We start from the raw sequence: 12,310 nt of genomic DNA, 5'->3' as shown, positions 1-12,310 counted from the left end.
CAGACGGGGCAGAGCCAGATCCGCCCGCACCGCATGAGGCCCAGGACCACGGCCGTCCCGGCGACGGTCTGGGCGACGATCACGCCGGACGCGGGGTCCATCAGGGCCCGGCCGCAGCCCTTGCACGCTGCGTCTCCGGTGATCCGCCACAGCGTCCGGCGACGCGAGTACCGGGCCGCCTTCCTCAGTCGGGCCGCGTCGCTCCGGGCGGCTTCCCGGTCCGTGTCCGGGGTTGCCTCGCGCCGCGTTTCCGCAGGTCGGAGGGGTGCGGGAAACTCTGTTGTTTCTTTCCCAAGGTGTCCGGGGTTGCCCCCGGAGATCGCCTTCCCGCGCTCGATGGCGCGCTTCGCGGCCTTCCGGCACCGGTCCGAGCAGTAGACCTTGGGCACCTTGCCGGGCGTATGGGTGATCTTGGTCCCGCAGTGGCAGCGGGGGCCGGTGGCTGTCATGGGGCCACTGCGCTCACCCAAGGGGGTAAGCGGCGCAACCTTGGCGGCGCGCGGAGCCGGGAGGGGTGTTGCAGACGCCGAAGCGTCACGTACGCTGGACACAGACGAGTCCCTTGGTTGGTAGCCGGGTGGACGTCAGAAGCGGCTCGGGATTAGACCCCCGGGCCGTTTCGCTTTTCTCGGGCTGATCCTGCCACTTCGGGCAACGGACGTTCCCCCCGGCGCGCCTGACGGTGCTTCGCCCCGCATGCACCGGTCGACGTGGTCCCGGTGCCGGGCCACGAGCTGGTGGACGTCGGCACGGCCGGCGGCAGTCTCGGTGTGGCCGCAGGCGCAGGCGAAGGCCGCGCGCGGCATGGGGGCCGCGGCGATCCAGAGGCCGGGGAAGTCGGAAGTCGGCTGGAGGTGGCTCACGCTTCGATAGACGGGGTGAGTCGCTGATCCATTACATGCGACCCCCGCGCGCGCGTAGGACGGTCTCACGAGTTCCATCTGCGTACCTCTTCGCTGGTCAGGGGGCGCGAGAGTAGGTCTCGCGGCGAACACCCCTGCCTTGCCGTACGTCTGCGGCGGAGATCCGTTACGCCTGGCCCGGGCGAACCGGGTCGAAGCGGGACGACGTTGGGGTGTGTGATCACGCGCGGGAGTCTCCTCCGCACCCCCCCGATACCGGAACGTATCGCTGGTCAGGGGCTCGATAGCCGGGCGGAAGATCCGACTTCCGCGGGGAGAACCCGCGCCTTCGCCGGACGGAAGAACGGGCGCGTTATCCCCGCGGGGATCGGTGGCGGTGCGCTCCATTGCCGGGTGCTCCAATCGGGGTGAAGCGGGCTGTATCGCCGGGTTGTTGCGCTAGTTGCGCAGGTCACGCGCGTACGCGTACGCGCGAAGGGGGGTCCAGAAAGTCCAGAAACCCCCGAGGGGCTGGTGTGACTTGGAGGGCCGGAAGAAGCCCCGCCAGCGAAAGGCCGGCGGGGCTCGGTGGGTCAGGCAGCGATGTCGACGCACCACTCCCAGGGCTCGTCATCGGCGGCGGCCCGGGTGGCGGCGGCGGCCAGGGCGCGGGCGATGGCTGCGGCGGGACCCTTCACGAACCGGTGGCGGGCGAGCTGGAGCAGGAGACCGGAGACCTCGGCCGCCTGCTCGGCCGGGATGGCGCCGCCCTGGCCCGGGTCCTTGAGCAGCTGCACGAGCGGACCGCGTTCGGCGGAAGGCAGGCAGCCCTCGGCGTACCCGGCGAGCGAGGCCAGGGCCTTGAGGGGGTGGCGGTCCTCGCCGAAGAAGTCGGCGCCGTGGCTGACGATGACGTGGGGCTCGGGGTCGGTGATCTGCGGCTTGCGGGTCACAGGGAGCCTCCCAGCGCGATCAGCGCGGACAGGATCAGCAGGGTCCCGCCCGCGTACATCAGGTCGATCGCGTGGCGCAGGACAGTGAACTTGGCGATGGCCAGCCGGGACAGGCCCGCGATGTCGGCGGCCAGGTCCCGGGTGTCGGCGGTGGCGGTGATCTGCTGCGGGGTGAGGGTGGCCCACAGGGTGAAGCCGTGGCCGCCGTTGAGGTTCGGGCGGACGGAGCGGAGCAGGAGCCCGGCCGCGGCGACCAGGACGGCGAGGCCGATGCCGCCGACGACGTACGCGGCAACGTTCATGGGCAGGTCGTGGGCGAGGGTCCAGGCGCCGGCCAAGGCCGCGCCGACGAAGGCCAGTAAGAGTCCGGCCTTGGCGTCGGTACGGGAAATCTCGGCCTTCACCTCGGCGTGCTGAGCGGTCAGGTGCTGGTCGGTGGTGCTCATGCTGCCGCCCCTTCCAGCTCCTTGAAGCGGTTGGCGACCCACCCGGTGGACCAACCGGTGAGCGCGGCGACCTGCCGCTGTGAGCGGCCCTCGCGCACTGCCTTGGCGACCTCGGCACGGGCGTCCTCCTCGCTCATCTTCTCGACGGGCTTGGCGTCGTGAGCGGCCTCGTGAGCGGCGGTGGTCGCAATGGCGCTCACGGCCGGGCGAGGGGTGCTCACGGCGGCGCTCACAGGCGCGGGGGCGGTCCGACGGGCCTCGGCTACCTTCCGGTCCCGCTCCGCCTGCTGTGCCCGCTCCTTGGCCTTGCGCGCGGCCTCCTCCTCGCGGCGCCCGCGCTCCTGCCGTTCCTGCTCCTCGCGGCGCTGGCGGTCGAGGCGCTCCTGCTCCTCGCGCCGTGCCCGCTCCTCGCGGTCCAGGCGCTCCCGCTCCAGGGCGGCGGCGTGCTCGCGCTCCTCGCGGGCGAGCTGGGCGGCGTGCTCACGCTCGGCCCGGCGTTCGGCGGCCTCCTGCTCACGGCGCTCACGGTCGATCTGCTCCTGCCGCTCACGCTCGGCCCGGGCAGTCTCTTCCCGGCGCTCACGCTCCGCCCGACGCTCGGCCTCCTGCTCACGCTCGATCCGCTCCACCGCCACGGTGATGGCGCGGCGCCACGACAGGCCCGCTTCGGCGGTGACGATGAGCAGGATCGGGGCGACCGCGTGCACGCCGACGCCGACCAGGTCGCCCTTGAGCGCGGAGTCGCCGATGTTGAGCGCGAGGGTCATCAGGCCGGTGAGCCAGCGCAGGAGCGCCGGCCACCCGCCGGGCCGTCCGTCGAGCCGGGCGACGATCGCGTCGACCCGTACGACGATCACGACGGCCGCGTCGACCACGATCGGGAGGATGGGCGCGGTCAGGTCCCAACCGTCCGGGGTGACCCGCTGCACGAGTGGGGTGACGGTCAGGACGGAGTACAGGACGGCCCCAGCGACGATGACCCACGACAGGCGCAGGATCCGCTCGGCGGCGTCGACTTGCTGCTGGGTGTCGAGCTTCATGCCGGTCACCGCCCGACCTGGGAGCGGGAGAGCATGCCGCGGGCGGTCGATGTGATCTCGGTCCGCTGGATGACCTGCCCCTGGTAGACGTTCGTGGTCGACGCCCTGCGGGCCCGGGAGACGGCAGCGCCAACGGCCGTGGCCACGGCCGCGACTCCGGCGAAGGGCACGGCGATGGCGAGGACTCCGAGCAGGGTGACCGAGGACAGGCCCTGGAGCACGAGCCAGGCGCCGCAGCCGAGTCCGGTGACGCCGGCGCCGACGCCGATGGAGGCGACGGCCACCCCGGCGGCCCACTGGGGGACGATCCGGTGGTCGGGCTGGGGGACGGGCGGGGTGGGGCCGTAGGCGGGGACCGGGGTGGTGTCCCGGAAGCTGGTCACGGGCTGCGGGGCGGGCTCCGGCCGGTACGCCTCGCGGATCAGGCGGGCGGCCTCGGCGGACGCCTCGGTCTCGGTGAGGGGATACTGCGGATCGGTGGTCACGGGATGCCTCCGTGGTCATCAGGCGGGCCGCCCCGGCTGCATCGGGGCGGTCCGTCGTCGTTCGGTGTGCGGGGGGTGTGCGGGTCGCGCTGTGCGGCGGTGTGCGGGCCGGTGTGCGGCCCTCTTCACACGCCGTGCGACGTGGGGATTCGCGCTGTGCGGCTGTGCGGGGGTGTGCGGGTGTGCGGCCCGCCCTCAGACCCCGGCGAGGGCGGGCACGAGCCGGTACACGCCCTCCTCGCCCATGGGGGCCAGGCGCCCGTCCTCGGCGAGCTTCTTCATCTGCTTGGAGACCCAGGAGCGGTCCCGGCCGATCTGCTCCAGGTACGGGTACAGGTCCCGGACCGCGACGGTGCCGGGGCCGACCTGGGCCAGCATCTCCACGAGTTCGTCCAGCAGCTCCCGAGCCTCCTCCGGCGACGGCTTGCCCTCCGGAAGGGCGTTGGCGCCTTCGGCCGGCGGAAGGTCGACGGTCGCGTCCAGGTCGGCGTCCTCCGCGTCGACGAGCGCGGCGACCGCCTGGGCGGACTCCTGCGCGTCGGACAGGGCCGGGGCTGCGGCCGGGGCCGGGGCCGGAGTGCCCGCCCGTGCACGGCGGTTGGTGAACAGCTCGCCCGCGACCTTGGCGGCCACGGCCTCGGTCACCGCGCCGGTGCCCTGGGGCCGGATCCCAGCGAACTGGGCCACGATCCAGGCGGCGGCCTTCTCGTACTCGCCGCTGGGGCCGGTCCAGAACGTCCGGGCGGGGTTGGCGTACAGGTCCTCGTCCACCCCGGCGCTGACCATGTAGACGTAGCCCTTGCGCTTGTTGCCCCAGGCGGCCGGGTTGGCGCCCGCCTCCAGGACCTCCTCCGGGAGCGCGAACGAGGCGTCGTCCCCCCGGACTCCGAAGCACATCGCCGCCGGGAGGCTCGCGCGAGTGTCGGTCGAGAGCTGGTAGCCGGAAGCGCGCTGCATGGAGATGACCAGGGAGACACCAGCGGACCGGGCCTCCTGGGCAATACCGGTGAACACGTCGTCACCCAGCTCGCGCAGCAGCTTGGCCGCCTCCTCGAACCAGGCCACCAGGTACGGCATCCCGTCGCAGCCGCAGGCGCCGGCCGCAGCGCAGGAGTGCGCCGGGTCGGTCTGCTTCCCGGCAGCCGCGGGCTCCCACGCGCGGTAGCTGTGGTCCCGCAGCCAGGCGGCACGGGCAGGGATGACGGCCTGGACGGTGGAGACCATCGCGGCGGCCGACACGGTGTCCAGCGCGGCCCAGTCGAGCGCCGGGACGAGTGGCAGGAAGTCCTGCCCACCCTTGGCCGCGTCGGACAGCCACACGGCAACGTCGCGGCGGGTCAGCAGCTCGAAGAACAGGTCCAGGGCGCCCTCCGTCTTGCCGCTGCCGGTCATCCCCATGACGAGCATGTGGATGGCGTCCAGGAGCGGCAGCACCAGGTCGCTGCCGTCGTCGTACACGCCGATCCGCAGGGGCACGGCGATGGACTGGCCGGGAGCGAACGGGCCCGGGTACAGGGTCGGCGTCTTGAGCATGTCCTCGGGCACGATGACGAACTGGCCCTTCCTGGCGGAGTCGGGGTCGTGCTGGACACGGATGGCGGTGGTCGGGACGTCGAGGGCGGAAGCGATCCGGGGGAGCGCCTTGGCGACGTCCTCGTTGGTCAGCTCCCCAGCGGGCAGCTCGTAGGGGACCGTGACGCGGTTCGGCTCGACCTTGATCTGCTTGAGCTTGGTGCGGGCGAGCCCGACCTTCTCCAGCAGCCCCTTGTCGGAGTCGGACCCGGAGGTCTCCCCGCCGGCCGCACGCATGACGTGGCGGATGTTCCAGGACAGGGCGAGGGTTGCCCCGCCCATCAGGTACAGGTCGGGGAGCGGACCGGTGAGCGGGCCGGACAGGGCGGCGGACGTGAGCCAGGCCGACCCGGCCGCCACGGTGATGGCGGAGTGCAGACGGCGCTGGGGGCCGGTGGACTTGCCCGCCCACCAGGTCGCGGCCGTGAGAGCGGTGGAGGCGAGGGTGAGGCCGACGCCCGCCCACGGGGAGCCACCCCACTGGAGGTTCGCGCCAGCACCGGCCAGGCCGACCCCACCCACGACGATCCACGGCGGCGTGTAGGGCTTGGCCCGGTGCCACAGCCAGGCGCCCATGCCGGTCGACCCGCCGGAGTTCAGGCGGTCCTCGTTCTGCTGCTGAAGATCCTTGCTCATCGTGGGTCCCCCTCTCAGAACCGGAACGGGTTGGTGGTGACGGCCTGCTGGGGACGCGGACGCATCAGGTCGGCGTACTCGCGCTGGAAGGCCGCGTAGGTGGCCACCGCGTTCTTCGCCGCAGCCGTGGCGCCGTCGGCGGACCGCTTGAGCTTCCAGGCCACCTTCTTGGCGCGCATCTTGGTCTGGATCTTGTTCTCGCCCGGCAGCGGCAGGGACTGCCCGAGACGGGCCTCCAGGATCTTGGCGGCCATAGCCAGCTCGATGGCCGCCTGGATCATCACGGCCCGCAGACCGTTGCAGTAGTTCCGGACGTCGTCGGTCGTGTTGAACGACGGCTCCCCGAGGATGAAATGCGAGGCCCGTCCGCCCTGCTGCGGCACGGACCCACCGCCACCCACGTTCTGCGTCCGGTTGATCGTGATGTTCACGGGCGGGACGAAGCTCTGCCCCATCGCGCCGACGAATCCGCCGGCCGCCGCACCAGCCGCACCAGCAGCGGACTTGAACTTGTTGCTCTTGCCGTTCGCGCCCGTCTGGGGCGAGGCATTCCTCGTGGCCACGACAGCACCTTTCATGCCGAAGGTACACATCCGTCCTCTGCAAGGTGCTTAATGTACCTTGCCGACGCCATGAAGGTACATGAAAGACCGATCACGGGCAAGCATGTACCTTGGGGGGGTCATTGATGTACCTTCGGGGGTGTACCGCGCTCCGACAAACAGGGAGAAGCCATGCCATACAAGGCACCGGAGGGGAAGGGGTACGCCGACGTGGCCGCCCACTTCCGCACGCTGATCAAGAGCGGGGAGCTGGCCCCAGGGGACTCCCTGCCGTCGGTCCCTGAGATCCGCGAACAGTTCGGCGTGGCGGCCAAGACCGTGAGCCGGGCCCTGGCCGTGCTCAAGAGCGAAGGCCTGGTCACCTCTCGCGGTGCGCTGGGGACGGTCGTGGAGACCTCCCCCATCGTCATCACAGGTGCGGACCGGCTGGAACGGATGGAGAAGAACGGGCTCCGCTACGCCCCCGGCGAGACCTCCTCCGGTCACCGCGTCATGGCTCGGTCGGTCTACGACCCCGAGGTCTGCACAGCGCTCAACCTGGAGCCCGGCGACGAAGCCGTGATCCGTATCAGGGTGTTCCGTCAGCACGACAAGCCGACCTCGGTCGGCATCTCCGTCTACCCGCCCCACACCGTTGCCGCCGTTCCGGAGCTGGCCGAAGACGTCCGCATGGTGACGCAGTTCGACAAGCTCTACACCGAGCGGACCGGCCGCGAAGTCGTGAAGGGCCACCGCACCGCTCACGCCCGGCAGGCGACTCAGGACGAGTTGGCCGCCCTGGAGATCGACGCGCCACCCCACTCGGCCGTGGCCGTCCTCGTCACAACCGTGACCTTCCACGACGACGACCAGGCCTTGGGGTACTGGGAGGACGTCTACGCCCCGGGCTCACGGGTCCCCCTCAGCGAGTGACCTCCTCCCGCACCCCAGAGCCAAGGCCCGCACTGCCCGGTGCGGGCCTTCCTCATGTCTCCAGGCGGCTACTCGCCGGGGTTTACGTGGCCAGCCGTCGCCCGCCTGCCGGTCTCGTGGTTGTGCGCGTCCCGGACAGGCAGCCGGGAGGGGAGGGGGGCTCCGTGGCGCTCTGTGGCCGTCTGGCGGGCCGGATTCGGGGCTGAGCGCCGTTCCCCCGCCGTCGGCGTGCTGAGCGCAGTCCAGGGCACTGACGGGCCGCCACGGGGTTGCTGGGGAGCTGGCTGCTGCCGCGATGTGGCTGAGCCCGTCACGGGCGCTCCGCTAAGCACCCCGCCGTCACGGCTGAGCGTCCGGCTGCTCCTGGTCTTCACCGTCCACGGGGAGACGGCCAGTCCCCAACGCGCGGCGGCCTCCGGAACGGGTCGGGGCGGGAGGCGCCGGCGGATCCACCACAGCCGCCCGCTCAGCGGCGAGCAGCGGCCGGGGCGCAGGGTCTCCGGCGGGGCGAGGAGTCGGCCCGGAGCCGAGTGCACGTCTCGTCATGAACCGATCATGCCCGCCGCACTCGGTCCCTCCGGGCACTGCCTCAGGTGGACCACCAAGCCGACGACGTCATGACGGCAGTAAGGGCACTCTTCCGCCTCACTGGGCGGTGTGACCTGCTGCTTTGGAAGAACGTCACGTGACTTTCCTTCATCGCTCCCAGCAAAGTCACGTGACGTTCCAACACCGCTCCGCCCAACGTCACGTGACGTTCCGGAGCGCAGTTCGGCCTCTTCGCGGCGGCCCTTGGCATACGCCTTGAACAGCATCGGGGCTCGCCTCTCCGCCTCCTCCTCGCGGACGGCCTGGAGCTGCTTCTCCAACCTCCGCGCCTCCCAGGCCCGCGTCTTACAGCCGTCCTTGCAGTAGACCCGCGGCTTCGTTCCCAGGCTCGGTGGGACCGGTCCGCCGCACCAGGCACACAGCGGATTCCCGTCCGCGTCTCTCGGTTGCTCCGTCTTCATGCCGCACGACCGTACGCGGCTCGTCTCCCGGCACGGCAACCGGGCGCGTTACAACTTTCTCTACTGGTTCAAGGCCGCCCGCTGACGCGGTCGGCGCGGCCCGCCCGGAGGCCGGACCGCTCCTGTCTCCGCCCCGCTCTCCGGCCTCCGCTCGGCCCGCCGGCACCGACCGTATGCCGCACGTCTTGTGACGCGGCACATCAGGGGACCCGTATCGCGCGATACAGGTCCCCTGTCGTGTCAGGAGCCGTCGCCGAAGACATCGGCGCCAATCGCCGCCCTCACGGCCTCGCGGACGAGGGCGGAGGCCGCACCGCCGATCGCGGCCAGGACGCCCTTCTTCACGAACTCGCGGCGAGGGTCCCGCGGCTGGAGCGTCGGCGCCTGGGGCGACTGCTGCTCGTGCTGCTCGGTGCTCACTGATCCTCCAGATCTCGGAAAAGGTCCTCCCGTCCCGGACAGGCAGGACGGAGGGGGAGCGACCTTGCGAGAACTGGGGGTTAGCCACACAAGGGCTGCTCCACCCCTTCGCGGGGCTCGCCCCGGATCGGACAGGACCCAGACACGAAAAAGGCCCCCGCCGGTGAAGACGGGGGCCAGTCGAGGTGATCAGACAGCAACGACCAGGAGCACGATGCCGGACACGGCCCCGCGGCTGCTGCCCGTCGAGTGGGCCGCCGACATCGAGGACCAGGAGCACGACGGCCCCCGCGCGCGAAGCGCCGGCGGACCGGTCCCCGGCCGCCGGAAGCTGGGCGACCGGGGGCAGTAACCGGCGACAGCGAGTTGTGGGTCACTGACCCCAGTAACGCCCCGGCCGGTGGACGACCGGGGCGCGACCGGGGACGGTCGGACGGCAGGGCGGCTTGTCTATGAACGGGCCAGAGACGTCAGCCGGACGTAGTCCCTGATTTCGTAGTACCGGTTTGACCGGGTTCCTGGGGGCAACGCGGCGAGGATCCCGTCGGTGCGGAGGTTCGCGATGGCCTTTTCGACGGTGGTCCGGCCGAGGCCGAGTGCGTCGGAGATGTCGGCCTGGCTAGGACCCATGAGCGTGAAGGCGTCATCGGGCACCTCATGCACTCCGGTTCGAGTCCACCGATAGACCCCGTTCCGCCTGGGGGGAGAGGCGAGGTACCGCAGGAGGCGGGCAACACGAACCGCGGGGTCCGCCTTGGAGACCGCGTAGACCGACTCAACGTTCTGGGCGCGGTCGTTGGTCAGCTGCGCGAGGAGGAGCGCAAGCACAGGCTCCCTCTCGACCAGGTTCGCGAGGGTGCGGGTGGTGAAGCTGAGGCTTATGCCGGGAGAGAGGAAGGTGATGTGGGGTCCGGAGTCCGTGGATTGTGACTTGTCTGTCGGCCCCCTCCTGAGCATGACGCGACTGATGTCCCCGAGGATGGCCCCTCGTCCCCAGAGCCGCGTGGTTCCGTGAGGGGTGGTCTCCTTGATGACGCCCTGGACGATGATGTGGATCCACTCCCGGCCGTACGCCACGACGTCCGCTCGCTGGCGAACCTCGACACGTGCCCTGCTCAGCACAACGTCGATCGCGTACGCGGGCAGGCCCAACGACTTCAAGTACGCCGTCACAGGCTCGGCCCCCCAGGGGGGCCGGATCCTGGGCACGACAGGTTCGTGAACGTCCACGATCTCGGTCATCGAGTGCCACCTCCGAGACCAGCACCAGCCTGCTGAGAGCTGGCGGGAACAGAGGGAGCGACGACCTGGGTGGACACCGGGGCCGGCTGCTCGACGAGGATCTTGACGACCGGCACGAGGGCGGCCACGAGAGCCGCCAGTGCACTGATGACGACCGCGATGCGGCCAGCCGTCTTGTTGAGGTGGCGGATGGCGTAACAAGCCGCCCCGACCACGATCGCGACAATCAGAACAGCCGCGAGAACTCCTTCAGACACGACACCTCGAAGGGTATGGCGGTCGAGCCGCACCGCCACCCTTGGGAGGAAGCACAGCCCGACCGCGATCTTGGAATGGCCTCTTGCGCATGACCGGCTACCTACGAACCCTGGCGAGGGGTCGAACCGGTTCTGGGCAGAATACGCCACCCGGGTGACGGACCTCCAACTTCACTCCGCCCAGAGGGAATTCCTCACCAACCTCGGCTAATCAGAGCAAGGTTGGCGGTTCAACCAACCCTGAAGTGTTGGTGACTTGATCAATCTGGGCGTCAGGACAGCACAAAGGCGGCCGCACCCATGGGTGCGGCCGCCTTGGCGAAACGCGAGGTCACAATGGGGGAGCCACCCCCAGAGGGGACCTCAGAAGCTGAGCGAGACCATTCCAAAGCCGTGTCAGCTAGACCCCAGTGCACACCGAGGAAGTGCTACGAAAACCGCTCTGAGAGGGAAAGTGCGCTCCGCGTACGCTGTTTTCCCTACACAGGAGGGTTTTGCACCTCATAGAAGCCGCCCTTGGGTGCCGTTTTCCCTACACAGAGGGTTTCCCAGCGTTTAGTCAGTAGGCGTTCCTTGGAAGCGAGCGATGTGCCGGTTGGCACGTTGCCTGACGAGTCCGGCGTCTTTGCCCTGGTCATCGTCCTGTTCCTCGTCGGCGGCCTCGCGGCGGCGTCGGGCGAGAGCCTCTTCTCGGCGGAGGGCGAGCGCTTCGAGCATTCCGGCGTAGGCCTCGGCGACTTCGCCGGCGGTGAGGACGACCACGGTGTCGGCGACGTCGGCCAGGGCCAGGACCTCGCGGACGCGCTCGCCCACGGCGTCCGGGTCGGTGTTGCCGTCGGTGCCCTCGGCGGCCTCCGTGGCCGCGAGGTCGAGCGCGCGGCGGGTGACCGCCGTCCAGCCCTCCTCGGTGACCGCGACTCCCGCCCGCAGTTCGCCGCCTTCGGCGTCGGCCGCCAGGAGCAGGTCGAGGTCGTCGGCCTCGGTGTCGCCGCCGTCGATGCCGAGCAGGGCGCGCAGGTAGCGGGTCCACTCGATGGCCCGGCGGCCCTTGGTGGCCCGCTCGTACTCGTGCCAACGGGACAGGCACCACTCCAGCGAGCCCTGCCCCGCGGCTTCGTCCTCGGGCACTCCACCCGTCAGGTCCCCGATCCGGCCGAGCAGCTCGAAGGGCGCCATGTTCCCGCCGGCCGCCGTCTTCAGGTCTGCGCGAGCCAGCTCCAGCGCGGGCGACTTCCCGTCCTGCGTCTTGGCGATGTACTCGGCGAGGTCGTTGGCGTCGCGCTCGGTCTTCAGCCGCTTGAAGTCGACGCCGTGCTTCTGGTCCGGGGTAAAGGCGGGGTTCACCCCGCGCAGGGTCCGCGTCCACACCGCCCGCCAGTGGTCCTCCCACTCCCGCAGGGCGGAGTCGCCGGGGGTGAAGGTGGCGACGACGCGCTTGTCGGCCCGCTCGCCCTCGGTCCGGCCACCGACGAGCACGATCGCGTGGATGTGGGGGTGCCAGCCATGGGCCTGACCCACGGTCACCTCGGTTGCGCGGATCATGCCCACGTAGCCGATCCGGTCCCGGATACCGTCGCGGTCGGTGTGTCGGTCGCCGTCTGTGGCCCGCCGTCCCGCCCACGTGCCGCCCGTGATGAGCCGCTGATAGGCACCGGGCCGCCGGGGGCTGTCCGGCGTCTTGCGGGTGCCCTGGAGGGCGTCCATGAGGTCCGCGAGGCGATCGGCGTGGCCGTGCCGGGCGGTGAAGGTGACGAGGTAGGCGGTCCCGCCCTGGCGGATCCACTCGACCACCGCCGTGGTGATCTCCTCGGCCCGCTTGTGCCGGATGGTGGCGGCGCAGACGGGGCAGAGCCAGATCCGCCCGCACCGCATGAGGCCCAGGACCACGGCCGTCCCGGCGACGGTCTGGGCGACGATCACGCCGGACGCGGG

At 70.9% G+C, this 12,310-nt stretch carries 12 protein-coding genes; 2 read left to right on the top strand and 10 right to left on the bottom strand.

Going from position 1 to position 12,310, the window contains the following annotated elements:
• Positions 1–1,435: 1,435 nt before the first annotated feature.
• The 6 genes from ACZ5DC_RS40325 to traA all read right to left on the bottom strand — a co-directional run bounded on the left by ACZ5DC_RS40325 (position 1,436) and on the right by traA (position 6,537).
• Entirely contained in the window at positions 1,436–1,795 is a 360-nt protein-coding gene (locus tag ACZ5DC_RS40325) for a DUF7739 domain-containing protein (RefSeq protein WP_468661425.1), read from the bottom strand.
• Positions 1,792–2,241: a Pycsar system effector family protein gene (locus ACZ5DC_RS40320; RefSeq protein ID WP_468661423.1), complete on the bottom strand. Its 450-nt coding sequence runs from the start codon at positions 2,239–2,241 to the stop codon at positions 1,792–1,794. The genes ACZ5DC_RS40325 and ACZ5DC_RS40320 overlap by 4 nt, the downstream gene beginning before the upstream one ends.
• On the bottom strand, positions 2,238–3,281 hold the full coding sequence (locus ACZ5DC_RS40315; RefSeq protein ID WP_468661421.1) for a DUF2637 domain-containing protein: 1,044 nt from the start codon (positions 3,279–3,281) through the stop codon (positions 2,238–2,240). The genes ACZ5DC_RS40320 and ACZ5DC_RS40315 overlap by 4 nt, the downstream gene beginning before the upstream one ends.
• Before the next feature lie 5 nt (positions 3,282–3,286).
• Positions 3,287–3,766, bottom strand: a complete 480-nt coding sequence (locus tag ACZ5DC_RS40310) for a hypothetical protein (protein WP_468661419.1) — start codon at positions 3,764–3,766, stop codon at positions 3,287–3,289.
• A gap of 195 nt (positions 3,767–3,961) precedes the next feature.
• Entirely contained in the window at positions 3,962–5,974 is a 2,013-nt protein-coding gene (gene traB / locus ACZ5DC_RS40305) for a plasmid transfer protein TraB (RefSeq protein ID WP_468661417.1), read from the bottom strand.
• Positions 5,975–5,988: 14 nt separating this feature from the next.
• Complete coding sequence (gene traA, locus ACZ5DC_RS40300) at positions 5,989–6,537, bottom strand: plasmid transfer protein TraA (protein WP_468661415.1); 549 nt, start codon at positions 6,535–6,537, stop codon at positions 5,989–5,991.
• A gap of 171 nt (positions 6,538–6,708) precedes the next feature.
• On the opposite strand from traA, the gene ACZ5DC_RS40295 reads away from it, so the two are divergent.
• The gene (locus ACZ5DC_RS40295) at positions 6,709–7,449 is read left to right on the top strand and encodes a GntR family transcriptional regulator (RefSeq protein ID WP_468661413.1); all 741 of its coding nucleotides are present in this window, start codon (positions 6,709–6,711) and stop codon (positions 7,447–7,449) included.
• Positions 7,450–8,699: 1,250 nt separating this feature from the next.
• Here ACZ5DC_RS40295 and ACZ5DC_RS40290 read toward each other — a convergent pair.
• A complete protein-coding gene (locus tag ACZ5DC_RS40290; protein WP_468661411.1) occupies positions 8,700–8,879 on the bottom strand; it encodes a hypothetical protein in 180 nt (59 codons plus the stop codon).
• 214 nt (positions 8,880–9,093) lie between these two features.
• Here ACZ5DC_RS40290 and ACZ5DC_RS40285 point away from each other — a divergent pair, with 214 nt between their 5' ends.
• The gene (locus ACZ5DC_RS40285) at positions 9,094–9,231 is read left to right on the top strand and encodes a hypothetical protein (protein WP_468661409.1); all 138 of its coding nucleotides are present in this window, start codon (positions 9,094–9,096) and stop codon (positions 9,229–9,231) included.
• A gap of 98 nt (positions 9,232–9,329) precedes the next feature.
• Here ACZ5DC_RS40285 and ACZ5DC_RS40280 read toward each other — a convergent pair whose 3' ends face one another.
• The 3 genes from ACZ5DC_RS40280 to ACZ5DC_RS40270 all read right to left on the bottom strand — a co-directional run.
• Positions 9,330–10,121, bottom strand: a complete 792-nt coding sequence (locus tag ACZ5DC_RS40280) for a Crp/Fnr family transcriptional regulator (protein WP_468661408.1) — start codon at positions 10,119–10,121, stop codon at positions 9,330–9,332.
• Positions 10,118–10,378: a hypothetical protein gene (locus ACZ5DC_RS40275; RefSeq protein ID WP_468661407.1), complete on the bottom strand. Its 261-nt coding sequence runs from the start codon at positions 10,376–10,378 to the stop codon at positions 10,118–10,120. Before ACZ5DC_RS40275 ends, ACZ5DC_RS40280 begins: the two co-directional genes overlap by 4 nt.
• A 555-nt stretch (positions 10,379–10,933) precedes the next feature.
• The coding region (locus ACZ5DC_RS40270) for a rep family protein (protein ID WP_468661405.1) at positions 10,934–12,310 on the bottom strand (1,377 nt) is incomplete at its 5' end.

Source organism: Streptomyces sp. NPDC031445 (assembly GCF_055581365.1).
Note: the sequence above shows the minus strand (reverse complement) of the source record. Positions and strands in the feature narration are given on the sequence as shown.